We start from the raw sequence: 24,826 nt of genomic DNA, 5'->3' as shown, positions 1-24,826 counted from the left end.
CCCCCTCCCACACTTGACCGCATTCCCAAGGAAGTACTCGGTCAAAATGTGGGAGGGGGCTTGCCCCCGATAGCGGCGACTCGATTATGGATCAGCCCCCGCGCACCATATCCACGTGGGGAATCCCGACTTCAAGGAACTCCTCGCTGACGATCTTGAAGCCCAATCGCTCATAGAACGGCGCCGCATACACCTGCGCACTGAGGAACTGCTTGGCCTGGCCACGTTGCTCGGCCACGCCGATCACCGCTTCCATCAGCTTGTCACCGACCTTCAGGCCGCGCCAATCCTTGAGTACGGACACGCGCCCGATCTCGCCACTGGGCAGCAGCCGAGCGGTGCCAATCGGAAAGTCGCCTTCAAACGCGAGGAAATGCACCGCATCAGCGTCGTCCGCGTCCCACTCCAGCTCGGGCGGAACCGATTGTTCAGCGATAAATACCGCTTCACGAATGCGCCGAATCTCGGCGATATCCTTATGCCAGTCCGCGACACTTACGTGAATCTTATTCATCGGCAAATCCCAGGCTGCCCTGCTTGACCAGCTCGCACAGCAGGTCGCGGCCGTCTTCGTCGGCGAGCCACTCACCCAGGTTTTCGCTGTGCAGCGCATCGGCGGAGCACACCAGTTTCAGCAGCTCACGCAGTTTGCCGGGCAGGTAACGGCTCTGGCCGCTGGCGAACAGCAGCACGTCATCGTCCACTTCGGACCAGGCCATGCGTGCGCTTGGGTTGCGTACCAGGATCGCGCCGTCTTGCAGGGTGCTGATGAAGTCGTCTTGCCCCAGCTCTTCGCCGGCAACCAGTTCCGGGTAGCGCGGTTCGGTCATGAACTGGCCGAACCAGGTCAGCAGCATGCGCTCGTCGCTCATGTGCTCGGCCAGCAGGCTCTTGAGGCGGTCGAGGGCGTCGCTCTGGATCTGATGCGGGTCGCTGACCGGCTGGGCGTCTGCGTCGGTGTAGCGCTCTTCGTCGGTCAGGTACTGGGCGAGGAAGTCGGTGAAGTGGGTCAGCACTTCGGCGGCGCTCGGTGCACGGAAGCCGACCGAGTAGGTCATGCAGTCATCTTCGGCGATGCCGAAGTGCGCCAGGCGAGGCGGCAGGTAGAGCATGTCGCCCGGTTCCAGCACCCATTCGGCGGTTTCTTCGAATTCAGCCAGGATGCGCAGGTCGGCGTGTTGCAGCAGCGGGCTTTCGGAGCTGCACATCTGGCCGATCTTCCAGTTGCGCTTGCCTTGGGCTTGCAGCAGGAACACGTCGTAGTTGTCGAAGTGCGGACCAACGCTGCCGCCCGGTGCGGCGAAGCTGATCATCACATCGTCGATGCGCCAGCTTGGCAGGAAGCGGAACTGCTCCAGCAGCTCGGCCACTTCCGGCACGAACTGGTCGACCGCCTGCACCAGCAGGGTCCACTCGCGCTCAGGCAGGCTGGCGAAGGCATCTTCGGCGAACGGGCCGCGACGCAGTTCCCACGGGCGCTCGCCGTGCTCGATCACCAGGCGCGATTCGACTTCTTCTTCCAGGGCCAGGCCGGCCAGTTCGTCGGCGTCGATCGGGCTTTCGAAATCAGGGATGGCCTGACGGATCAGCAGCGGTTTTTTCTGCCAGTAGTCGCGCAGGAATTCCCGTGCCGTGATGCCGCCCAGAAGTTGAAGAGGGATGTCAGGATTCATGTGTAACCTATTGAAAGAAAGCACTTTTAAGACTGGAATAAAAACGCCCGGCGCGGCCGGGCGTCTCAAGGGTCTTGCGATGATCAGATGCGCTTGGCTTGCTCTACAGCATTGCCGATGTAGTTGGCCGGGGTGAGCAGTTTCAGCTCGGCCTTGGCGGCGGCTGGCATGTCCAGGCCGTCGATGAAAGTTTGCAGTGCGTCGGAGGTGATGCCCTTGCCGCGGGTCAACTCTTTCAGCTTCTCGTACGGGTTCTCGATGTTGTAGCGGCGCATCACGGTCTGGATCGGCTCGGCCAGGACTTCCCAGCAGGCGTCCAGGTCAGCGGCAATTTTCTGCGCGTTGAGTTCCAGCTTGCTGATGCCTTTGAGGCTGGCTTCGTACGCGATCACGCTGTGGGCAAAGCCCACGCCGAGGTTGCGCAGTACGGTGGAGTCGGTCAGGTCGCGCTGCCAGCGGGAGATCGGCAACTTGCTGGCCAGGTGCTGGAACAGGGCGTTGGCGATACCGAGGTTGCCTTCGGAGTTTTCGAAGTCGATCGGGTTGACCTTGTGCGGCATGGTCGACGAACCGATTTCACCGGCAATGGTGCGCTGCTTGAAGTAGCCCAGGGAAATATAGCCCCAGATATCGCGATCAAAGTCGATCAGGATGGTGTTGAAGCGCGCAATGGCGTCGAACAGCTCGGCGATGTAGTCGTGCGGCTCGATCTGCGTGGTGTACGGGTTGAAGCCCAGGCCCAGTTCGTCTTCGATGAAGGCGCGGGCGTTGGCTTCCCAGTCGATTTCCGGGTAGGCGGAGAGGTGGGCGTTGTAGTTGCCCACGGCGCCGTTGATCTTGCCCAGCAAGGGTACGGCAGCCACTTGAGCGATCTGACGCTCCAGGCGGTACACCACGTTGGCCAGTTCTTTGCCCAGGGTGGTCGGCGATGCCGGTTGACCGTGGGTGCGCGACAGCATCGGCACGTCGGCGAAACGAATCGCCAGTTCGCGGATGGCTTCGGCGGTCTGGCGCATCAGCGGCAGCATCACGTCATCGCGGCCTTCACGCAGCATCAGGGCGTGGGACAGGTTGTTGATGTCCTCGCTGGTGCAGGCAAAGTGGATGAATTCGCTGACCTGGGCCAGTTCCGGCAGCTTGGCCGCCTGCTCTTTGAGCAGGTATTCAATGGCTTTGACGTCGTGGTTGGTGGTGCGCTCGATCTCTTTCACACGCTCGGCGTGCTCCAGGGAGAAGTTTTCCGCCAGGGTGTTGAGCACAGCGTTGGCTTCGGCGGAGAACGCCGGCACTTCGCTGATGGCGGGGTGAGCGGCCAGGCGCTGGAGCCAGCGCACTTCAACCAGAACACGAGCACGGATCAAGCCGTATTCGCTGAAAATAGGGCGCAGGGCCTGGGTTTTGCCGGCGTAGCGGCCGTCAACAGGGGAAACCGCAGTGAGCGAAGAGAGCTGCATGGGGTGTTCTCGGACAGTCGGGCAACGAAATGGGGCGCGTATCATACATGAAAAAATCCGCCGGTCCGTCGCCAACTGACCGGCGTATTACGCGTAACGGCTTGAAAATAGCCTGTTGCTGCGACTTATTCGTTGCGCATCAACGGGTAAAGCTCTTTGAGCAATTTGCGTCGGCTGATCACCAGCTGCCAGCGATGACCGCCCAACTGGCGCCATAACCGCGCCGAACGAATACCGGCCAGGAGCAGGGCGCGGATTTTCGAGGCGTTGTTCGGTTGCTGCAGGTTGCGCATGTCGCCGTGGACCTGGATCCGCTGGCGCAAGGTGCTCAAGGTGTCCTGGTACAGCGCGCCGCAGGCGGCGATCACGTTTTCGTGGGCCGGGCCGAAGTGTTCCACCTGGGACTGGATCTGTGGCAGGCGCTTGCCGATGATTTCCAGCATGTCGTCGCGCTTGGCCAGTTGGCGCTCCAGGCCGAGCATCGACAAGGCATAGCGCAGCGGTTCACGCTGCAGGGTGCTCGGGTCGCGCTCCAGGGCGCCGATCAGTGCGCGGTAACCTTCGCGCAGTGCCAGGTCGTCGCCACCGTAGACTTCCAGGGTGTCCTTGGGGTCGCGGATCAGCAGGCTGCCAAGCATGCAGGTCAGGCCCGCTTCGGTGACCTGGCCGGTCTTGGCGATCTTGTCCACCAGCACGGCGGAGAGAAATACCCCGCCGAGTGCCGTCAATTGCTCCTGGGTCGGGCTCATGCCGGGTTGCTCCAGGCTTGCGCGACTTCAATCACGCCGCCGCCCAGGCAGATTTCGCCGTCATAGAACACCACGGACTGGCCAGGGGTGACCGCACGTTGCGGGTCATCAAAGGTCGCACGGTAGCCGGTAGCGGTTTTTTCCAGGGTGCAGGGTTGGTCGCTCTGGCGATAACGCACTTTGGCGGTCAGTCGGCGCGGCGTGCTCAGGTCGATCGGGTTGACCCAATAAATCTCCGAAGCCAACAGCGCGCCGGAGAACAGCAGCGGGTGTTCGTTGCCCTGGCCGACGATCAGCACGTTGTTTTCCAGATCCTTGACCAGCACGTACCACGGCTCTTCACCGGCGTCTTTCAAGCCACCGATGCCCAGGCCTTGGCGCTGGCCGATGGTGTGGTACATCAGGCCGTGGTGGCGGCCGATGACTTCGCCTTCGGTGGTCTTGATTTCGCCCGGTTGTGCCGGCAGGTATTGCTTGAGGAAGTCGCTGAAGCGGCGCTCGCCGATAAAGCAGATCCCGGTGGAATCTTTCTTCTTGGCGGTGGCCAGGCCATGTTTCTCGGCGATTCTGCGCACTTCGGGCTTTTCCAGCTCGCCGACCGGGAACAGGGTCTTGGCGATCTGTTCACCGCCGACGGCGTGCAGGAAGTAGCTCTGGTCCTTGTTCGGGTCCAGGCCCTTGAGCAGTTCGGTGCGCTCGTCGATATCGCGACGACGCACGTAGTGGCCGGTTGCAATGAGGTCTGCGCCGAGGATCATGGCGTAATCAAGGAACGCCTTGAACTTGATTTCGCGGTTGCACAGGATGTCCGGGTTCGGCGTGCGCCCGGCTTTGTATTCGGCCAGGAAGTGCTCGAACACGTTGTCCCAGTACTCGGCGGCGAAGTTGGCGGTGTGCAGCTTGATACCGATCTTGTCGCAAACGGCCTGGGCGTCCGCCAGGTCGTCCATGGCGGTGCAATATTCCGTTCCATCGTCTTCTTCCCAGTTCTTCATGAACAGGCCTTCCACCTCATAACCCTGCTCCATGAGCAGAACGGCGGAAACGGAAGAATCCACGCCGCCGGACATGCCGACGATGACGCGCTTCTTTTGTGTGTCAGAAGGGGCTGGATCACGCATAGGGTTTCAACGGGTGTCTTGAAAAAGGACGCGATTCTAGCAGGCCTGGGCCCGCAAGGCTAAAGAGAAGGGCGGATCAATTCGAGACTGTGGCAGTGGCCGGCCAGATAATCATCGATACAACGGATGATCAGCTCGCTGCGCCAGTCGTCGCGCACGGCCATCAGCTCGTCACGGGTCAGCCAGCGGGCGCGGAGGATGCCGTCGTCGAGTTGATAGCCGGGGTGGTGTTTCAGTGCCTTGGCAATGAAGCAGACGCGTTGATAGGTAACCCCATTGCTGGGTGCGGTGTACAGATAGATGCCGACGATGCCGGTGGCTTCGACGTCCCAGCCGGTTTCTTCGAGGGTTTCGCGCACGGCGGCTTCGGTGAGGGTTTCATGCGGGTCGAGGTGGCCGGCCGGCTGGTTGAGCACGGCGCGGCGCCCTTGAGTTCCTCGACCATAAGGAAGCGGCCGTTGTCTTCGACGATGGTGGCGACGGTGATGTGGGGTTGCCAGGTCATGGTTGCCTCGATTCTGGATGCGACGTGATCGTTGGTCAGGATTGCAGTCAATGTGGGAGCGGGCTTGCTCGGTGAAGGTGCATAAGCAATCTGCATGATGCGTCTGACATTTTATGATTTTACCGATTTCAGCCAGGGGCGCAGCTTATCTCTCCAGAACCATCAGTCCGGAGAGCGACATGAACCCGATTGCCCACAAAAGCTACGAAGCGCGCCTTACATCGCCACTTCCCATCGCCTTCATCCTGCTGTGGAGTTCCGGCTACATCGGCGGTGCGTTCGGTGTGCGTTATGGCGAGCCCTTCACCATGACGTTCTATCGGTTTGCCTTGGCTGCCCTGGTGTTCCTGGGCGTGGCGCTCGCCATCAAGGCCGAGTGGCCCAAGCGGCTCACACCTTACCTTCACGCTGCTGCCGTGGGCTTGCTCTTGCAGGCACTGCAATTTGGCGGCCTCTACACCGGGATAAGTCAGGGCGTCCCAGCTGGGCAAGCTGCGCTGATTGTCGGGTTGATGCCCGTATTTGTCATGATCGGCGCCTACTTCTGTCTGGGCGAGCAATTGAGCTGGCGCGACTTGCCGGGCTCGATCCTAGGTGTGGGCGGTGTGGTCATTGTGGTTGGCAGTAGTTTTTTTGGCACTGAGGCGTCAATAGGAGGTTATGGCGCGGTTGGGCTGGCGCTACTGGGCATCACCCTTGGCACGCTTTATCAGAAACGCTTCCTCGGCGGCGTCAACCTGTGGGTGGGTTGCTTCATTCAGATGGTCACCGCATCGCTGGTCATGTTGCTGCTGGCCTATGTCACCGAGACCATGCAGGTGACGCAGTGGGTGCCTTTCGCTGCTTCGGTGGCGTGGATCACCGTAATGAACTCGGTCGGCGCACTGACCCTGCTGTACCTGATGATTCGCCGGGGTGAGGCGAGTAAGGCGACGAACTTGTTTCATGTGATTCCGGCGGTTACGCAGATCATGGCTTCATTGGTGTTGGGTGAGGTGCCGAGTGCGGTTGCGATTGTGGGTTTTTTTGTTTCAGGGGCAGGGGTTTATTGGATGAATCATGTGCGGGCCAAGTAGGCGGTCTTGACAGCGATAGCGGGCGCCTTGCACTAATGGCGGGGAATTTTTACTCACTCGCATGGGTGTGTCATGAGAGTCAATCTTGATATTCAGTCGCTGCGCAGTTTCCTCAAGGTCGCAGAGCTGGGCAGCTTCACCCGGGCCGCGCAAGCGTTGAGCCTGACCCAGCCGGCAATCAGCCAGCAAATTCGACGGCTTGAGGATTTGCTGGGTGTCGAGCTTTTTGCCCGCGACAATCGCCAGGTGCTGCTCACCCTTGAAGGGGAGCGCCTGACCGGCTATGCCCAGCAGATGGTCAGCGTCAACGACAAGGTGGGGAGCCTGTTTGATGTCAGTCGCACTCAAGAGTCCGTGACGCTGGGCATTCCCGAATATTTCAGCGAGGAAATCCTTCAGCGCGTTATTCCTGCTGTGGCGCTTGAATTACCTTCAGTGCGAATTGTGGTCAAGGTAGCGCGTTCTATGTTGCTCGCGGAGGCGTTCAGTGAAGGGCAAATCGATATTGGCCTGATGATTGATGAGTTGCCAAAAGTCGCTGGCGTGCCCTTGCATGCACTTTCGTTGATGTGGCTGGGTGGCGAGTGTGCGGCAGTCCCCATGGCCGGGCAGGAGGTTTCGCTGGCCTTGTTCAAGGCACCCTGCGTATTCAGGAGCCTGGCGATTCGGCGGTTGGAGGAGAGTGGGACCAGGTGGCGCTGTGTGTATGAGTCTGAAGACTTGAGGTCGTTGCGTTCAGCGGTCCAGGCGGGAGTCGGGGTGACGCTCTTGCCTTGGTTCGCTCAAGTGCCAGGCTTGAAGAACGTGCAGGCGCTGGCGCATTTGCCGGCGCTGCCGGGGTTTGGGGTTGAGCTCAAGCAGAGGTCAAGCTGGGAACCTTGGTACAAGCCGCAGTTGCTGTCAATTATCGAGGCGGCGTGGCGCGAGGAATACGGCGCTGCATAAACCTTGAAAACACAAACCCCGGCACGTGGCCGGGGTTTGTGGTGTTCCCTTACAACCTTACTTCAACTTGGCAATCGCCGCATTGAGGGTGTTGCTTGGGCGCATGGCTTTGCTGGTCAGCTCTGGGTTCGGCGCGTAGTAGCCACCGATGTCCACTGGCTTGCCCTGTACGGCGTTCAGTTCGGCAACGATGGTTGCTTCGTTGTCGGCCAGGGTTTTTGCCAGTTCGCCGAACTGCGCTTGCAGTGCAGTGTCTTCGGTCTGGGCGGCCAGGGCCTGGGCCCAGTACAGTGCCAGATAGAAGTGGCTGCCGCGGTTGTCGATGTTGCCGACTTTACGCGATGGCGACTTGTTGTTGTCGAGGAATTGGCCGGTGGCCTGGTCCAGGGTCTTGGACAGTACCAGGGCTTTCGGGTTGTTGTAAGTAACACCCAAATGCTCAAGGGATGCGGCCAGGGCCAGGAACTCGCCCAGGGAGTCCCAGCGCAGGAAGTTCTCTTCCACCAGTTGCTGCACGTGCTTCGGAGCCGAACCGCCGGCGCCGGTTTCGAACAGGCCACCGCCGTTCATCAGTGGCACGATCGACAGCATCTTGGCGCTGGTGCCCAGTTCCATGATCGGGAACAGGTCGGTCAGGTAGTCGCGCAGCACGTTACCGGTCACCGAGATGGTGTCCAGGCCCTTGCGGGTACGCTCCAGGGTGAACTTCATCGCGTCGACCGGCGCCATGATGCGGATGTCCAGGCCTTCGGTGTTGTGGTCTTTCAGGTAAGCCTGAACTTTCTCGACCACGACGCCGTCGTGCGCACGCTTGGGGTCCAGCCAGAAAATGGCCGGGGTGCCGCTGGCGCGGGCACGGTTGACGGCCAGCTTGACCCAGTCCTGGATCGGCGCGTCTTTGGTCTGGCACATGCGGAAGATATCGCCGGCCTCGACGGTCTGTTCCATCAGCAGGTTGCCCTTGCTGTCGGTGATGCGGACTACGCCATCAGCCTTGATCTGGAAGGTCTTGTCGTGGGAGCCGTACTCTTCGGCTTTTTTCGCCATCAGGCCAACGTTTGGCACGCTGCCCATGGTGGTTGGATCAAACGCGCCATTGGCCTTGCAGTCTTCGATGACGGCTTGGTAGATGGTGGCGTAGCAGCGATCCGGGATCACGGCCTTGGTGTCGTGCAGCTGGCCGTCGGTGCCCCACATCTTGCCGGAGTCACGGATCATGGCCGGCATCGAGGCGTCGACGATGACGTCGCTTGGCACGTGCAGGTTGGTGATGCCTTTGTCGGAGTTGACCATCGCCAGGGAAGGGCGAGCGGCATAGACCGCCTGGATGTCAGCTTCGATCTGTGCCTGCTGGTCAGCCGGCAGGGCCTTGATGCGGGCGTACAGGTCGCCGATGCCGTTGTTCAGGTTGAAGCCGATCTGCTCCAGCACGGTGGCGTGCTTGGCCAGGGCATCTTTATAGAACTCGGCAACGATCTGGCCGAACATGATCGGGTCGGAGACCTTCATCATGGTGGCCTTGAGGTGAACCGACAGCAGTACGCCTTGTTTCTTGGCGTCTTCGATTTCGGCGGCGATGAACGTGCGCAGTGCGTTCTTGCTCAGCACGGCGCTGTCGAGGATCTCGCCGGCCTGGGCGGTGGTCTTTTCTTTCAGGACGGTGGTGGTGCCATCCTTGCCGACCAGCTCAATTTTGACAGCATCCGCGGCTTCGATCTGTACGGCTTTTTCGCTGCCGTAGAAGTCGCCGTTGCTCATGTGGGCGATGTGCGACTTGGAGTCCGCAGCCCAGGCGCCCATTTTGTGCGGGTGCTTGCGTGCATAGTTCTTGACCGACAGCGGAGCGCGGCGGTCGGAGTTGCCTTCGCGCAGTACCGGGTTCACGGCGCTGCCCTTGACCTTGTCGTAACGTGCACGGGTTTCTTTTTCCGCGTCGGTGGTTACGGTTTCCGGGTAGTCCGGCAGGGCGTAGCCCTGGGCCTGCAGTTCCTTGATCGCCGCTTGCAGCTGCGGGGTCGAGGCGCTGATGTTAGGCAGCTTGATGATGTTGGCTTCAGGGGTCACGGCCAGGTCGCCCAGTTCGGCGAGGTGGTCCGGTACGGCCTTGGTGCCCAGTTGCTCGGGGAAGCTTGCCAGGATGCGCGCGGCGAGGGAGATGTCGCGGGTTTCCACGGCAATATCAGCGGAAGCGGTGAAGGCCTCTACGATAGGCAGCAGTGAATAGGTGGCGAGGGCAGGGGCTTCGTCGGTGAAGGTGTAGATGATCTTCGAGCGGGTGGGCATATTCGGATTAACTCTCTTCTTTGCTGAAAGCGTGCGCAGAAACTCGAGATGCGCCGGGTGGAGCGCGTTCGTTCAAAGTCATCCATGAGCGAAATGTCGAGGTTTCTTCGCGGTGATGTTGGGTTGCATCAGTCGAGCGTCAAGCGGGTGGACTATTGTAATAGTCCGGCTTTGTAGCTGAAGGCGCCTATTCTAGAGCGGTCAGCCGTCGTGACTCTTGGGTCAGCGGCGGCATTATACATAGGTCGCTATGCTTACGCCGAGCCTTCATACAAAAGGTGTGTCGTCCATTGGTCTAAAGGTCGCAGGTACCGGGGTGCGCCTAAAGTCGCACGATGTGCTCAAGATTGGCGCTTTTCCCTTTGCTTTCAGGCTTGTAGGCGACAAATTATGCTGTTTTCGATGCAAATGAGCATGGCGCGAGGTTTCAGTCGCCATTTATCTGGAGTAGGCTCGAACGCAGCCAGATGTTCAATCCATAGATGGAGTTCAGCATGGGATACAAGAAGATTCAGGTTCCGGCAGTCGGCGACAAAATCACCGTCAATGCAGACCATTCTCTCAATGTTCCTGACCAACCGATCATCCCTTACATCGAAGGTGACGGTATTGGCGTCGACATCAGCCCGGTGATGATCAAGGTGGTCGACGCAGCTGTTGAAAAGGCCTACGGCGGCAAGCGCAAGATCTCGTGGATGGAGGTGTACGCCGGCGAAAAGGCGACTCAAGTCTACGACCAGGACACCTGGCTGCCCCAGGAAACCCTGGATGCGGTCAAGGATTATGTGGTGTCCATCAAGGGGCCGCTGACCACGCCGGTCGGGGGTGGCATCCGTTCGCTGAACGTGGCCCTGCGTCAGCAACTCGACCTTTATGTCTGCCTGCGCCCGGTGCGCTGGTTCGAAGGTGTGCCGAGCCCGGTCAAGAAGCCTGGCGACGTGGACATGACCATCTTCCGCGAAAACTCCGAAGACATTTACGCTGGCATCGAGTGGAAAGCCGGTTCGCCGGAAGCCATCAAGGTGATCAAGTTCCTCAAGGAGGAAATGGGTGTCACCAAGATCCGTTTCGACCAGGATTGCGGGATTGGCGTCAAGCCGGTGTCCAAGGAAGGCACCAAGCGCCTGGCACGCAAGGCCTTGCAGTATGTGGTGGATAACGACCGCGAATCGCTGACCATCGTGCACAAAGGCAACATCATGAAGTTCACCGAAGGTGCCTTCAAGGAGTGGGCCTACGAAGTGGCGGCCGAAGAGTTCGGTGCGACGCTGCTCGACGGCGGGCCCTGGATGCAGTTCAAGAACCCGAAGACCGGCAGGAATGTGGTGGTCAAGGACGCGATTGCCGACGCCATGCTGCAACAGATCCTGCTGCGTCCCGCCGAGTACGACGTGATCGCCACTCTTAACCTCAACGGTGACTACCTGTCCGACGCCCTGGCGGCGGAAGTGGGCGGTATCGGCATTGCGCCGGGGGCCAACCTGTCTGACACCGTTGCCATGTTCGAGGCTACCCACGGCACGGCGCCCAAGTATGCGGGCAAGGATCAGGTCAACCCTGGCTCGTTGATCCTGTCGGCAGAAATGATGCTGCGCCATATGGGTTGGACCGAGGCGGCTGACCTGATCATAAAGGGCACCAACGGTGCTATCGCGGCCAAGACCGTGACCTATGATTTCGAACGTTTGATGGAGGGGGCGAAGCTGGTTTCGTCGTCGGGTTTTGGTGATGCGTTGATTTCGCATATGTAAATGCAGGCTATAAAAAACCGGTCAACCTGACTTCAGATTGACCGGTTTTTTTATGCGAGATGTTGACTCGTCAGATGGTTAAGCCAGTTGCTTGTTTCTTGATTGGCCGACTTTATCTGTGTTGTGTTTCTCTTCGTGTGTTTCGGTGTGGGGTTTACCGGGCGCGCCCGCGCAAACTGCACATATTGCGACGGCATGCAGGCCCTTGGGTCCTTGAATGATTTCAAACTCCACTAATTGGCCCGCTTTCAGCGTTTTGTATCCGTCCATCTTGATCGCTGAATAATGCGCAAAAAGGTCCTCGGTTTTCCCTTCCTCATTCACAAAGCCATATCCTTTGGCATTGTTGAACCACTTGACCTTGCCACTGATCTTGACGCCAGACATACCCATTTCCCTCTGCACCAGACTCCATCACTGGAGTATCATCCAGTTTATCCGTCCTAACCCGAATAAATTAAGGTTGACTGCGCGGACCTTTTTTACCCACTGTGGGTTCTATTGGTTGTAACACCGATTTGCCGATAGTCAAGGCGACCAGTCGGTCAGAGTTGAAATTCTGACAGCTCGCCCCCACCACTGTATTTGAACCACTGACGAACCTTTCTTTCCATGCATGCAATCAGCCAGATTCGACTAACATTCAATCAGGATCGACCGGATCACGAACACGATGACGACGGTTCTGCAGGCATTGCTGTTCAGGAGGCCAAGCCTGCTTTACAGGCGCCGCCGATGTACAAGGTGGTTTTGTTCAATGATGACTACACACCGATGGATTTCGTGGTCGAAGTACTCGAGGTGTTTTTTAACCTGAACCGCGAGTTGGCGACCAAGGTAATGCTGGCCGTTCACACAGAAGGACGGGCAGTATGTGGAGTGTTTACCCGTGACATCGCCGAGACAAAGGCCATGCAGGTCAACCAGTACGCCAGGGAAAGCCAGCATCCGCTACTCTGTGAAATCGAGAAGGACGGTTAACGCCGACCACTTGGGTATGAGGTGAAGCTATGTTAAACCGCGAGCTCGAAGTCACCCTCAATCTTGCCTTCAAGGAGGCTCGTTCGAAGCGTCATGAATTCATGACTGTCGAACACCTTTTGCTGGCACTTTTGGATAACGAAGCTGCCGCCACCGTTTTGCGTGCGTGCGGCGCCAACCTCGACAAACTCAAGCATGACCTGCAGGAGTTTATCGACTCCACCACGCCACTGATCCCCGTGCATGACGAGGACCGCGAAACCCAGCCAACCCTGGGCTTCCAGCGGGTATTGCAGCGTGCTGTTTTCCACGTACAGAGCTCCGGTAAGCGTGAAGTCACGGGTGCCAATGTGCTTGTGGCGATCTTCAGCGAACAGGAAAGCCAGGCAGTGTTCCTGCTCAAGCAGCAGAGCGTTGCCCGTATTGATGTCGTCAACTACATCGCCCACGGTATCTCCAAGGTGCCTGGGCACGGCGATCATTCCGAGGGTGAGCAGGATATGCAGGACGACGAGGGCGGTGAGTCTTCTTCTTCAAGCAACCCGCTGGATGCCTATGCCAGCAACCTCAATGAGTTGGCGCGCCAGGGGCGGATCGATCGCTGGTGGGGGCGTGAACTTGAGGTCGAGCGTGTAGCGCAGATCCTTGCGCGTCGTCGCAAGAACAACCCGTTACTGGTGGGCGAGGCAGGCGTGGGCAAGACCGCGATTGCCGAAGGCCTGGCCAAGCGCATCGTCGACAACCAGGTGCCGGACTTGCTGGCCAACAGTGTCGTCTACTCCCTTGATCTGGGCGCGTTGCTCGCCGGGACCAAGTACCGTGGCGATTTCGAGAAGCGCTTCAAGGCGCTGCTCGGTGAGCTGAAAAAACGCCCGCAGGCGATCCTGTTCATCGACGAGATCCACACCATCATTGGTGCGGGTGCGGCTTCCGGTGGGGTGATGGATGCGTCCAACCTGCTCAAGCCGTTACTGTCGTCGGGTGATATCCGCTGCATCGGTTCGACCACCTTCCAGGAATTCCGTGGCATCTTCGAGAAGGACCGCGCCCTGGCGCGCCGCTTCCAGAAAGTCGACGTCTCCGAGCCGTCGGTTGAAGACACCATCAGCATCCTGCGCGGGCTCAAGGGGCGTTTTGAAGCGCACCATGGCATCGAGTACACCGATGAGGCGCTGCGCGCAGCTGCGGAGCTGGCATCTCGCTACATCAATGATCGGCACATGCCCGACAAAGCCATCGACGTGATCGACGAGGCGGGGGCCTACCAGCGCCTGCAGCCGGTCGAGAAACGTGTAAAGCGCATCGACGTGCCTCAGGTCGAGGACATCGTGGCGAAGATTGCGCGGATTCCGCCAAAACACGTCAACAGCTCCGACAAAGAGTTGCTGCGTAACCTGGAGCGCGACCTCAAGCTCACGGTGTTCGGTCAGGATGCCGCCATCGACGCGCTGTCCACCGCGATCAAGCTGTCGCGTGCGGGCCTCAAGTCGCCGGACAAGCCAGTCGGCTCGTTCCTGTTTGCCGGGCCTACCGGTGTCGGCAAGACCGAAGCGGCGCGGCAGTTGGCCAAGGCCATGGGCATCGAGCTGGTGCGGTTCGACATGTCCGAGTACATGGAGCGTCACACCGTGTCGCGTCTGATCGGCGCGCCTCCGGGTTATGTTGGCTTCGATCAGGGCGGCCTGTTGACTGAAGCGATCACCAAACAGCCGCATTGCGTATTGCTGCTCGATGAAATCGAGAAGGCCCACCCGGAAGTCTTCAACCTGCTGTTGCAGGTGATGGATCACGGGACCCTGACCGACAACAACGGGCGCAAGGCGGACTTCCGCAATGTGATCGTGATCATGACCACCAACGCCGGTGCTGAAACGGCTGCGCGGGCTTCGATCGGCTTCACCCATCAGGATCACTCTTCCGATGCGATGGAAGTGATCAAGAAAAGCTTCACGCCGGAGTTCCGCAACCGCCTGGACACCATTATCCAGTTTGGTCGCCTCAGCCATGAGGTTATCAAGAGTGTGGTGGACAAGTTCCTCACCGAGCTGCAAGCGCAGTTGGAAGACAAGCGCGTGCAGCTGGATGTCACGGAAGCGGCGCGCAGCTGGATCGCCGAGGGTGGCTACGACGCAGCAATGGGCGCTCGTCCAATGGCGCGTCTGATCCAGGACAAGATCAAGCGGCCGCTGGCTGAAGAGATCCTGTTTGGTGAACTCTCCGACCATGGTGGCGTGGTGCATATTGATCTGAAGGACGGCGAGCTGACCTTCGAGTTCGAAACCACGGCTGAAATGGCCTGATCGATAGCTGCAATAAAGCAAAAGGCGCCGAGAGGCGCCTTTTTGCTGTCTGAAATGCAATGGTAGGAACAATGGAGATCCAATGTGGGAGGGGGCAAGCCCCCTCCCACATTGTTTTGTGGTGCTGGATAAATGGCACGCACACACAAAAACGCCCGGCATAACCGGGCGTTTTGTATTGACTTGCTTAGCGAGCGCGGTAAGTGATGCGCCCTTTGCTCAAGTCATAGGGCGTCAGCTCGACGCGCACTTTGTCACCGGTAAGAATACGAATGTAGTTCTTGCGCATCTTGCCGGAGATATGCGCGGTTACGACGTGCCCATTTTCCAACTCCACACGAAACATGGTGTTGGCAGGGTGTCGACGACAGTGCCTTCCATTTCGAAGCTGTCTTCTTTCGACATGCAGTAAAGCCCTCGGTATCCAGTGAATGGCCCGGTGCAACTGCGCCAGGCAAAAGCGGCGTGCATTGTGCCCGAAAAAGGGTGTTTAAGCCAAGGGGTTCTAGTTAAGCGTGACCCATCTTTGGTTAATCAGCAGTTCTATGGGCCGATATTGGGTCTTGTAGCTCATCTTTTTGCAGTTCTTGATCCAGTATCCGAGGTAAACCGCCTCCAGTTCCAGGCGCAGGGCTTCGCCGATTTGCCAGAGGATCGCAAAGCGCCCCAGGCTGCGGCGCTCTTCGGTCGGCTCATAGAAGGTGTAGACCGCCGACAGGCCGTTAGGCAGCAAATCCGTCACGGCGACGGCCAGCAGGCGACCGTCCGCACGAAATTCATAGAAGCGTGAAAAAGGCAGGTCGCGCACCAGGAACGTGGAGAACTGGTCGCGGCTTGGGGGGAACATATCGCCGTCGGCGTGGCGTTGCTCGATATAGCGCTGGTAAAGGTCGAAGTATTCTTCGGTAAATCGAGGTTTGCTCGAGGTCACCACCAAGTCAGCATTGCGCTTGAGGATGCGCTTCTGGTTGCGGTCCGGCAGAAACTGCGCCACAGGGAGGCGTGCCGGCACGCAGGCATTGCAGTGTTGGCAATGGGGCCGGTACAGATGGTCGCCGCTGCGCCGAAAGCCCATTTCCGAAAGATCCGCATACACATGCACGTCCATCGGTTGGCTGGGGTCGAGGAACAGCGTGGTGGCCTGCTCGTCTGGCAGATAGCTGCAAGAGTGGGCTTGAGTGGCATAAAACTTCAAACGCGCCAACTCGGTCATGATCAACCCTCGGGATAAGCTTTGAAATAAGTGTAAGCCAGGTGCACGGATGTCGCCTAAGAAACCCATGGCCCGGTGTTGGGTTGGTCCAGGTGGTCGCGTAGAAAACCGGCGAACTCACTGCGAGGAATGGCGCGGGCACCCAGGCTGTGCAGGTGATCGTTGGGCATCTGGCAGTCGATCAGCACAAAGCCCCAGGCCTGTAGTTGTCGTGTCAGTGTAGCGAAGCCAAATTTAGAGGCATTGTCGGCGCGGCTGAACATGGACTCGCCAAAAAACAGCTGGCCCATCGCTAGGCCATACAGGCCGCCCACCAGCACGCCTGCATCCCATACCTCTACCGAGTGAGCATGGCCGCGCTTGTGCAGCTCCAGGTAGGCGTTCTGGATGCCTTCGGTGATCCAGGTGCCATCAGCGTAGGCGCGCGGCGCGGCGCAGGCCTGGATGACGGCGGCGAAGTCCTGGTCGAACGTGACGCTGTAGCGCTGCTGGCGTAACAGCTTGCCCAGGCTGCGGGATACATGGAGTTCATCAGGGAAGATCACCGTGCGCGGGTCTGGCGACCACCAAAGGATCGGCTGGCCCTCCGAAAACCAAGGGAAGCAGCCGTGGCGGTAGGCCTTGACCAGTCGCTCCGCCGATAGATCGCCGCCGGCGGCGAGCAGGCCATTGGGTTCGCGCATGGCTTTGGCCAGCGGTGGAAAGGTCAGGGTGTCGCGTTGCAACCAGGTCAGCATGGCATCCAGGCTTATGGAAGGGGAGGGGAGTGGCAGGTATGACGCCCGCCTCGGCAGTGCTGATTATTGTCGACGCAGCGTCATCGGGCCAGCTTGAATCAGCCATTGCTGCGTATTAGCGTGAGCGGGTGTTTCTGCAACTCTATGCCGGGGGTGTGGTCGTATTCGGGGCCGGCCCATGCAGGCCATTTGCCAAGCTTGCCTGGATTGGTAAAAACAGCTCATAAGCCTTTGTCAGCAAAGACAATGCATGCTCAAATTGCACATGTTGTGACACACAGTTGGCTATGCTGCCTGAAGAAAGCCAAGTGGCGTGGCATCAGGCACACAAACCCGTACAATGCGGCCATTGTGGCGTTATCGTCATTTCGTTGCGCAATCGCCCGGTGTTAAACGTAGTTTCAACGACGTTCATTTATTTTCAGCTGCTCGGATTGGGCAGTATTGGCAGTCATTCAACAGATGGACGCGCTAAAGGCGCAGGAAAAGACCCGTTTTGAAGAAATCCGCCGCAACACCTAAAGCAGCAGTCGTGCCGGCTTGGCGCCAGCACCTGCATTATCGACTCAAGGAAGGTGCGCTGATCGCGATCGGCGCGCTGTGCCTGTTCCTGATGATGGCCTTGCTCACCTATGGCAAGGACGATCCGGGCTGGAGCCACAACAGCAAGATCGACGACGTGCAAAACTTCGGTGGTCCGGTGGGTTCCTACAGCGCCGATATCCTGTTCATGGTGCTGGGTTACTTCGCTTACATCTTCCCGTTGCTGCTGGCGATCAAGACCTGGCAGATCTTCCGCCAGCGTCACGAGCCGTGGCAGTGGAGCGGCTGGCTGTTCTCCTGGCGCTTGATCGGCCTGGTGTTCCTGGTGCTCTCCGGCGCGGCGCTGGCCCATATTCATTTCCACGCGCCTACCGGTTTGCCGGCGGGCGCGGGCGGGGCGCTGGGCGAAAGCCTTGGCGACCTGGCCCGCAAGACCCTGAATATCCAGGGCAGCACCCTGATGTTCATTGCGCTGTTCCTGTTCGGCCTCACGGTATTCACCGACCTCTCGTGGTTCAAGGTGATGGACGTGACGGGCAAGATTACCCTCGACCTGCTCGAATTGTTCCAAGGCGCCGCCAACCGTTGGTGGTCCGCCCGTGTCGATCGCAAGCGCATGGTGGCCCAGTTGCGCGAGGTGGATACCCGCATCAATGAGGTCGTGGCCCCGAGCACGCCGGACCGCCGCGAGCAGGCCAAGGTCAAGGAACGCCTGATCGAGCGCGAACAGGCCCTGAGCAAGCACATGTCCGACCGCGAGAAGCAGGTGCCACCGGTGATTGCGCCGGCGCCGCCCAAGGCCCCCGAGCCCAGCCATCGCGTGCAGAAAGAGAAGCAGGCGCCGTTGTTCGTCGACAGCGCCGTGGAAGGCACCTTGCCGCCGATCTCGATTCTCGACCCGGCTGAAAAGAAACAACTCAACTATTCACCGGAATCCCTGGCGGCCGTCGGCCACCTGCTGGAAATCAAGCTCAAGGAATTCGGCGTCGAAGTGTCGGTGGACTCGATCCACCCTGGCCCGGTGATTACCCGTTACGAAATCCAGCCGGCCGCCGGTGTAAAAGTCAGCCGCATCTCCAACTTGGCCAAGGACTTGGCCCGTTCGCTGGCCGTGACCAGCGTGCGTGTGGTGGAAGTGATCCCCGGCAAGACCACCGTGGGTATCGAGATTCCCAACGAAGACCGCCAGATCGTGCGCTTCTCCGAAGTGCTGTCGACGCCGGAATACGACAACTTCAAATCGCCGGTCACCCTGGCCCTGGGCCATGACATCGGCGGCAAGCCGGTGATTACTGACCTGGCAAAAATGCCGCACCTGCTGGTGGCCGGTACCACCGGTTCCGGTAAGTCGGTGGGTGTGAACGCGATGATCCTGTCGATCCTGTTCAAGTCCGGCCCGGAAGACGCCAAGCTGATCATGATCGACCCGAAGATGCTCGAACTGTCGATCTACGAAGGCATTCCGCACCTGCTGTGCCCGGTGGTCACCGACATGAAGGACGCCGCCAACGCCCTGCGCTGGAGCGTTGCCGAGATGGAGCGCCGCTACAAGCTGATGGCGAAGATGGGGGTGCGCAACCTGTCGGGCTTCAATGCCAAGGTCAAGGAGGCGCAGGACGCCGGCACGCCGCTGACCGATCCGCTGTACAAGCGCGAAAGCATTCACGACGAAGCACCGCTGCTGAGCAAGCTGCCGACCATCGTGGTGGTGGTCGACGAATTTGCCGACATGATGATGATCGTCGGCAAGAAGGTTGAAGAGCTGATCGCCCGTATCGCCCAGAAAGCGCGGGCGGCCGGTATCCACTTGATCCTTGCTACCCAGCGGCCGTCGGTGGACGTGATCACCGGCCTGATCAAGGCCAACATCCCGACGCGCATGGCGTTCCAGGTGTCGAGCAAGATCGACTCGCGGACCATCATCGACCAGGGCGGCGCCGAACAACTGTTGGGCCACGGTGACATGCTCTACATGCCGCCGGGCACCAGCCTGCCGATCCGTGTGCACGGCGCTTTCGTGTCCGACGACGAAGTGCACCGCGTGGTGGAAGCCTGGAAGCTGCGCGGCGCGCCTGAATACAACGATGACATCCTTGCCGGCGTCGAAGAAGCCGGCAGCGGTTTCGACGGTGGCAGCAGCGGTGGCGACGATGATGCCGAGACCGACGCGCTGTACGACGAAGCCGTGGCATTTGTGCTGGAAAGCCGTCGTGCCTCGATTTCCGCCGTGCAACGCAAACTCAAGATCGGTTACAACCGCGCCGCCCGCATGATCGAAGCCATGGAAAACGCCGGCGTCGTCACCGCTATGAACACCAACGGCTCGCGTGAAGTCATTGCCCCCGGGCAGATGCGCGACTGATCCCGTGCCGCGTGGCAGCACGCGGCACGCCCTGACTACTCAATGAGGACTCCCATGCGCTTTATCCGCATGCTGTTGTTGCCGGCACTGGCCCTGACCGCTGTTTCGGCTCACGCTGACCCGGCCTCCGTCGCCAGCCTGACCAACCTGTTGGACAAATCCAAGACCCTGACGGCGCGCTTCTCCCAGCTGACCCTGGATGCCGGCGGTACCCGCTTGCAGGAAACGGCAGGCGAAATGGCGGTGCAGCGCCCGGGGCTGTTCTACTGGCACACCGAAGGCAAGGCCGAGCAGACCATCGTTTCCGATGGCCAGAAGGTCACGCTGTGGGACCCGGACCTGGAACAGGCGACCATCAAGAAGCTCGACCCGCGCCTGAATCAGACGCCGGCGCTGTTGCTGTCGGGCGATGTGTCGAAGATCAACGACAGCTTCGATATCACCTCCAAGCAAACCAGCAACGTGATCGAATTCACCCTCAAGCCGAAATCCAAGGACACGCTGTTTGACAGCCTGCACCTGTCGTTCGGCAACGGCGTGATCAACAACATGCGCCTGATCGACAGCGTCGGCCAGCGCACCGATATCCTGTTCTCCGGGGTCAAGGCCAACGAGCCGGTGCCGGCTTCCAAGTTCAAGTTCGACATCCCCAAGGGTGCCGACGTGATCCAGGAATAAACCAGAGGTTTCAAACGCTGCCCATGGACCTGTTTCGAAGTGACCCGATTGCCCAACCCTTGGCCGCACGCTTGCGTTCGACCAACCTGGATGAGTACGTCGGTCAGGAACACCTGCTCGCTCGCGGCAAGCCTTTGCGCGAAGCCCTGGAGCAGGGCGCGCTGCACTCGATGATTTTCTGGGGGCCGCCGGGCGTGGGTAAAACCACCCTGGCGCGGCTGCTGGCGAAAGTCTCGGATGCACACTTCGAAACGGTGTCTGCGGTGCTGGCCGGGGTCAAGGAAATCCGCCAGGCGGTGGATGTCGCCAAGCAGCAGGCCGGGCAATACGGCAAGCGCACCATCCTGTTTGTCGACGAAGTGCATCGCTTCAACAAGTCGCAGCAGGATGCCTTCCTGCCCTATGTGGAAGACGGCACGCTGATCTTTATCGGTGCCACCACCGAAAACCCATCCTTCGAACTGAACAACGCATTGCTGTCGCGGGCTCGCGTGTATGTGCTCAAGAGCCTCGACGAGGCGGCGATGCAAAAGCTGCTGCACCGCGCCTTGAGTGAAGACAAGGGCCTGGGCAAGCGCCAGCTGAGTGTCAGCGACGAAGGCTTCAAGATCCTGCTCACCGCCGCCGATGGCGACGGTCGTCGTTTTCTCAACCTGCTGGAGAACGCATCCGACCTGGCCGAAGACGGCAGCGAGATTGGCGTTGACCTGCTGCAAAGCCTGCTCGGCGACACCCGCCGGCGCTTCGACAAGGGCGGCGAAGCCTTCTACGACCAGATCTCGGCGCTGCACAAATCCGTGCGCGGCTCCAACCCGGACGGCGCGCTGTACTGGTTTGCGCGCATGATCGACGGCGGTTGCGACCCGTTGTACCTGGCACGCCGCGTGGTACGCATGGCCAGCGAGGACATCGGTAACGCCGATCCCCGCGCCCTGAGCCTGTGTCTGGCCGCGTGGGACGTGCAGGAGCGCCTCGGCAGCCCGGAAGGCGAGTTGGCGGTGGCCCAGGCCATCACTTACCTGGCCTGCGCGCCGAAAAGCAACGCGGTGTACATGGGCTTCAAGTCGGCGCTGCGTGCGGCGGCCGAATATGGGTCCCTTGAAGTGCCGTTGCACTTGCGCAATGCGCCGACCAAGTTGATGAAACAGCTCGGCTACGGCGACGAATACCGCTATGCCCACGATGAGCCGGATGCTTACGCCGCTGGCGAAGATTACTTTCCCGATGAGCTTGAGCCGCTGGCGCTTTACCAGCCGGTGCCCCGTGGCCTGGAGCTGAAGATCGGTGAAAAACTCAATCACCTGGCCCAACTCGACCGCCTCAGCCCGAAACAGCGGAGAAAGTAGTGCTCAAGACGATTCTTGCCGTGTCCGCAGCCGGCATCGCTGGTACATTATTGCGTTTCGCCACCGGTACTTGGGTCAGCGCCAACTGGCCGAAGCATTTTTATGCGGCGACCCTGGCGGTCAACCTGGTGGGCTGCTTGATCATTGGGTTGCTGTACGGCTGGTTCCTGTTGCGCCCGGAAGTGCCGATTGAAATTCGCGCCGGCTTGATTGTCGGCTTTGTAGGCGGTCTGACGACCTTTTCATCCTTTTCACTGGATACGCTGCGCCTGCTGGAAAGCGGGCAGGCCCTGGTCGCTTTCGGGTACCTGGGCATCAGCGTGTTCGGCGGGCTGCTCGCCACCTGGGCTGGCCTGTCCTTGACCAAACTTTGATAAACGAGAGACCGACATGCTCGATTCCAAACTGTTACGTAGCAACCTTCAGGACGTAGCGGACCGCCTGGCATCCCGTGGCTTTGCCTTGGATGTTGCGCGCATCGAAGCGCTGGAAGAACAGCGCAAGACCGTCCAGACCCGCACCGAAGCACTGCAGGCTGAGCGTAATGCGCGTTCCAAATCCATCGGTCAGGCCAAGCAGCGCGGTGAAGACATCGCGCCGCTGATGGCGGATGTCGAGCGCATGGGCACCGAGCTGTCCGACGGCAAGGTCGAGCTGGAGGGTATTCAGTCCGAGCTGGATTCGATCCTGCTGGGCATCCCCAACATTCCGCACGAATCTGTGCCAGTGGGTGAAGACGAAGACGGCAACGTCGAAGTCCGCCGCTGGGGCACGCCTAAAGCCTTTGACTTCGAGATCAAGGACCACGTCGCCCTGGGCGAATTGACCGGTGGCCTGGATTTCGAAACCGCCGCCAAGATGTCCGGTGCGCGCTTTGCGTTGCTGCGCGGCCCGATCGCGCGCATGCACCGCGCCCTGGCGCAGTTCATGATCAACCTGCACACCGGCGAGCACGGCTACGAAGAGGCCTACACCCCTTATCTGGTGCAAGGTCCGGCGCTGATGGGTACCAGCCAGTTGCCGAAGTTCGAAGAAGACCTGTTCAAGATCAGCCGCGAAGGCGAAGCCGACCTGTACCTGATCCCGACCGCCGAAGTGTCGCTGACCAATATCGTCGCCGGCGAGATCCTCGACGCCAAGCAACTGCCACTCAAGTTCGTGGCCCACAGCCCGTGCTTCCGCAGTGAAGCCGGGGCATCGGGGCGTGACACCCGTGGCATGATCCGCCAACACCAGTTCGACAAGGTCGAGATGGTGCAAGTGGTCGAGCCGTCGACCTCCATGGAAGCCCTGGAAGGCCTGACCGCCAACGCCGAGCGCGTGCTGCAATTGCTGGAGCTGCCGTACCGCGTGCTGGCTCTGTGCACGGGTGACATGGGGTTCAGCGCCGTGAAGACCTACGACCTGGAAGTGTGGGTGCCGAGCCAGGACAAGTACCGCGAGATTTCGTCGTGCTCCAACTGCGGTGATTTCCAGGCCCGTCGCATGCAGGCGCGTTTCCGTAACCCGGAAACCGGCAAACCGGAACTGGTACACACCCTCAATGGTTCGGGCCTGGCCGTAGGCCGTACCCTGGTGGCGGTGTTGGAAAACTACCAGCAGGCTGACGGTTCGATCCGTGTGCCTGAAGTGCTCAAGCCGTACATGGCCGGCGTTGAGGTCATCGGCTAAATGGAATTTCTGCCGCTGTTTCATAACCTGCGCGGCAGCCGTGTGTTGGTCGTTGGTGGCGGGGAAATTGCCTTGCGCAAATCCCGGCTGCTGGCCGATGCCGGCGCAGTGCTGCGGGTGGTTGCTCCCCAGATCGAAGACCAGTTGCGTGAATTGGTACTGGGCAGTGGCGGGGAAATGAACGTGCGTGGTTATCAGGAGGCCGACCTTGATGGTTGCACCCTGATCATCGCCGCGACGGACGACGAGCCACTCAATGCGCAAGTGTCCAGTGATGCCAAGCGTCGCTGTGTCCCGGTCAACGTGGTGGACGCGCCGGCCTTGTGCAGCGTGATCTTCCCGGCGATTGTCGACCGCTCGCCGTTGGTGATTGCGGTGTCCAGCGGCGGCGATGCGCCGGTGCTGGCACGCCTGATCCGCGCCAAGCTGGAAACCTGGATTCCGTCCACCTACGGTCAATTGGCCGGGTTGGCGGCGCGTTTTCGTGCCCAGGTCAAAGGTTTGTACCCGGATGTGCAGCAACGTCGTGCGTTCTGGGAAGAAGTGTTCCAGGGCCAGATTGCCGACCGTCAGTTGGCCGGGCAGGGCGATGAGGCCGAGCGTTTGTTGATTGAAAAGGTCAACGGCGCACCGCCGTACGCACCGGGTGAGGTTTATCTGGTGGGCGCAGGCCCAGGCGATCCGGACCTGTTGACCTTCCGTGCGTTGCGCCTGATGCAGCAAGCCGATGTGGTGCTGTACGACCGCTTGGTCGCCCCGGCGATTCTTGAGTTGTGCCGTCGTGATGCTGAGCGTGTGTATGTCGGCAAGCGTCGCGCCGACCATGCCGTGCCGCAGGACCAGATCAACCAGCAATTGGTGGATCTGGCCAAGCAAGGCAAGCGCGTGCTGCGCCTCAAGGGTGGCGATCCGTTCATCTTTGGGCGTGGTGGCGAAGAAATCGAGGAGTTGGCGGCCCATGGCATCCCGTTCCAGGTGGTGCCGGGCATCACGGCGGCCAGTGGTTGCGCGGCGTATGCCGGGATTCCGCTGACCCACCGCGATTACGCGCAATCGGTGCGCTTTATCACCGGGCACCTGAAAAACGGTACGTCAGATCTGCCCTGGCAGGATCTGGTGGGGCCGTCGCAGACGCTGGTGTTCTACATGGGCCTGATTGGTTTGCCGATCATCTGCGAGCAACTGATCAAGCACGGTCGCGCCGCCGATACACCGGCGGCGTTGATCCAGCAGGGTACCACCTCGAACCAGCGTGTGTTCACCGGCACCCTGGCCGACTTGCCACGCATGGTGGCGGAGCATGAAGTGCATGCGCCGACATTGGTGATCGTGGGTGAGGTGGTGGTGTTGCGCGAGAAGCTCAAGTGGTTTGAAGGCGCCCAGTCTCAGGTTTGAGCCCTAAAGCATCGGGGGCAAGCCCCCTCCCACATTAAAGGCC

At 60.0% G+C, this 24,826-nt stretch carries 20 protein-coding genes and 2 pseudogenes; 11 read left to right on the top strand and 11 right to left on the bottom strand.

Annotated features, from left to right (window positions below):
- Positions 1-91: 91 nt before the first annotated feature.
- The 6 genes and pseudogenes from IQK56_RS20995 to IQK56_RS20970 all read right to left on the bottom strand — a co-directional run bounded on the left by IQK56_RS20995 (position 92) and on the right by IQK56_RS20970 (position 5,502).
- Positions 92-514 carry a GNAT family N-acetyltransferase gene (locus tag IQK56_RS20995; RefSeq protein ID WP_122306956.1) on the bottom strand — a complete coding sequence of 141 codons (423 nt, stop codon included), beginning with the start codon at positions 512-514 and terminating at the stop codon, positions 92-94.
- Positions 507-1,673, bottom strand: a complete 1,167-nt coding sequence (locus IQK56_RS20990; RefSeq protein WP_122306957.1) for a ribosomal protein uL16 3-hydroxylase — start codon at positions 1,671-1,673, stop codon at positions 507-509. Before IQK56_RS20990 ends, IQK56_RS20995 begins: the two co-directional genes overlap by 8 nt.
- 83 nt (positions 1,674-1,756) lie before the next feature.
- Positions 1,757-3,127 (bottom strand): adenylosuccinate lyase, encoded by a 1,371-nt coding sequence (purB, locus tag IQK56_RS20985; RefSeq protein ID WP_099587012.1) that lies wholly within the window; start codon positions 3,125-3,127, stop codon positions 1,757-1,759.
- A 125-nt stretch (positions 3,128-3,252) separates the two neighbouring features.
- Complete coding sequence (hflD, locus tag IQK56_RS20980) at positions 3,253-3,876, bottom strand: high frequency lysogenization protein HflD (protein ID WP_099587011.1); 624 nt, start codon at positions 3,874-3,876, stop codon at positions 3,253-3,255.
- Positions 3,873-4,997 (bottom strand): tRNA 2-thiouridine(34) synthase MnmA, encoded by a 1,125-nt coding sequence (gene mnmA / locus IQK56_RS20975; RefSeq protein WP_122306958.1) that lies wholly within the window; start codon positions 4,995-4,997, stop codon positions 3,873-3,875. The genes hflD and mnmA overlap by 4 nt, the downstream gene beginning before the upstream one ends.
- A 59-nt stretch (positions 4,998-5,056) precedes the next feature.
- Positions 5,057-5,502, bottom strand: a pseudogene (locus IQK56_RS20970) (NUDIX hydrolase).
- Between the two features lie 179 nt (positions 5,503-5,681).
- On the opposite strand from IQK56_RS20970, the gene IQK56_RS20965 reads away from it, so the two are divergent.
- Both IQK56_RS20965 and IQK56_RS20960 read left to right on the top strand, forming a co-directional pair.
- Positions 5,682-6,578 carry a DMT family transporter gene (locus tag IQK56_RS20965; protein WP_193863940.1) on the top strand — a complete coding sequence of 299 codons (897 nt, stop codon included), beginning with the start codon at positions 5,682-5,684 and terminating at the stop codon, positions 6,576-6,578.
- A gap of 72 nt (positions 6,579-6,650) precedes the next feature.
- The gene (locus tag IQK56_RS20960; RefSeq protein WP_193863941.1) at positions 6,651-7,523 is read left to right on the top strand and encodes a LysR family transcriptional regulator; all 873 of its coding nucleotides are present in this window, start codon (positions 6,651-6,653) and stop codon (positions 7,521-7,523) included.
- A 57-nt stretch (positions 7,524-7,580) separates the two neighbouring features.
- Here the strand turns inward: IQK56_RS20960 and IQK56_RS20955 are convergent, their stop codons facing one another.
- On the bottom strand, positions 7,581-9,806 hold the full coding sequence (locus IQK56_RS20955; RefSeq protein WP_150676293.1) for an NADP-dependent isocitrate dehydrogenase: 2,226 nt from the start codon (positions 9,804-9,806) through the stop codon (positions 7,581-7,583).
- 494 nt (positions 9,807-10,300) lie between these two features.
- Between IQK56_RS20955 and icd the strand changes: the two genes are divergently transcribed.
- Complete coding sequence (icd, locus tag IQK56_RS20950) at positions 10,301-11,557, top strand: NADP-dependent isocitrate dehydrogenase (RefSeq protein WP_099587006.1); 1,257 nt, start codon at positions 10,301-10,303, stop codon at positions 11,555-11,557.
- A gap of 78 nt (positions 11,558-11,635) precedes the next feature.
- Here the strand turns inward: icd and cspD are convergent, their stop codons facing one another.
- Positions 11,636-11,944: a cold shock domain-containing protein CspD gene (gene cspD / locus IQK56_RS31425; protein WP_150760555.1), complete on the bottom strand. Its 309-nt coding sequence runs from the start codon at positions 11,942-11,944 to the stop codon at positions 11,636-11,638.
- A gap of 225 nt (positions 11,945-12,169) precedes the next feature.
- Between cspD and clpS the strand changes: the two genes are divergently transcribed.
- On the top strand, positions 12,170-12,538 hold the full coding sequence (clpS, locus tag IQK56_RS20940) for an ATP-dependent Clp protease adapter ClpS (protein WP_010567912.1): 369 nt from the start codon (positions 12,170-12,172) through the stop codon (positions 12,536-12,538).
- Positions 12,539-12,567: 29 nt separating this feature from the next.
- On the top strand, positions 12,568-14,838 hold the full coding sequence (gene clpA, locus IQK56_RS20935; protein ID WP_193901811.1) for an ATP-dependent Clp protease ATP-binding subunit ClpA: 2,271 nt from the start codon (positions 12,568-12,570) through the stop codon (positions 14,836-14,838).
- Between the two features lie 187 nt (positions 14,839-15,025).
- On the opposite strand, the pseudogene infA reads toward clpA, so the two are convergent.
- From infA to aat, 3 genes and pseudogenes are all read right to left on the bottom strand, one after another.
- Positions 15,026-15,243: pseudogene (gene infA / locus IQK56_RS20930) on the bottom strand (translation initiation factor IF-1).
- A gap of 100 nt (positions 15,244-15,343) precedes the next feature.
- Complete coding sequence (locus IQK56_RS20925; RefSeq protein WP_122306964.1) at positions 15,344-16,051, bottom strand: arginyltransferase; 708 nt, start codon at positions 16,049-16,051, stop codon at positions 15,344-15,346.
- Positions 16,052-16,107: 56 nt separating this feature from the next.
- Positions 16,108-16,788, bottom strand: a complete 681-nt coding sequence (gene aat / locus IQK56_RS20920; protein WP_122306965.1) for a leucyl/phenylalanyl-tRNA--protein transferase — start codon at positions 16,786-16,788, stop codon at positions 16,108-16,110.
- A 496-nt stretch (positions 16,789-17,284) separates the two neighbouring features.
- Here aat and IQK56_RS20915 point away from each other — a divergent pair, with 496 nt between their 5' ends.
- The 6 genes from IQK56_RS20915 to cysG are packed head-to-tail and all read left to right on the top strand — an operon-like array spanning position 17,285 to position 24,783.
- A complete protein-coding gene (locus IQK56_RS20915) occupies positions 17,285-19,693 on the top strand; it encodes a DNA translocase FtsK (protein WP_122306966.1) in 2,409 nt (802 codons plus the stop codon).
- Positions 19,694-19,747: 54 nt separating this feature from the next.
- Positions 19,748-20,371: an outer membrane lipoprotein periplasmic chaperone LolA gene (lolA, locus tag IQK56_RS20910; RefSeq protein WP_032889674.1), complete on the top strand. Its 624-nt coding sequence runs from the start codon at positions 19,748-19,750 to the stop codon at positions 20,369-20,371.
- A gap of 23 nt (positions 20,372-20,394) precedes the next feature.
- Complete coding sequence (locus IQK56_RS20905) at positions 20,395-21,717, top strand: replication-associated recombination protein A (protein ID WP_122306967.1); 1,323 nt, start codon at positions 20,395-20,397, stop codon at positions 21,715-21,717.
- Positions 21,717-22,091, top strand: a complete 375-nt coding sequence (gene crcB / locus IQK56_RS20900) for a fluoride efflux transporter CrcB (protein WP_003232122.1) — start codon at positions 21,717-21,719, stop codon at positions 22,089-22,091. The genes IQK56_RS20905 and crcB overlap by 1 nt, the downstream gene beginning before the upstream one ends.
- 16 nt (positions 22,092-22,107) lie before the next feature.
- Positions 22,108-23,388, top strand: a complete 1,281-nt coding sequence (gene serS / locus IQK56_RS20895) for a serine--tRNA ligase (protein WP_122306968.1) — start codon at positions 22,108-22,110, stop codon at positions 23,386-23,388.
- Complete coding sequence (gene cysG, locus IQK56_RS20890) at positions 23,389-24,783, top strand: siroheme synthase CysG (RefSeq protein ID WP_193863572.1); 1,395 nt, start codon at positions 23,389-23,391, stop codon at positions 24,781-24,783.
- Positions 24,784-24,826: the final 43 nt, after the last annotated feature.

It is taken from the genome of Pseudomonas cyclaminis (assembly GCF_015163715.1).
GTDB lineage: Bacteria > Pseudomonadota > Gammaproteobacteria > Pseudomonadales > Pseudomonadaceae > Aquipseudomonas > Aquipseudomonas cyclaminis.
This window is presented reverse-complemented; position numbering and strand designations above follow the sequence as displayed.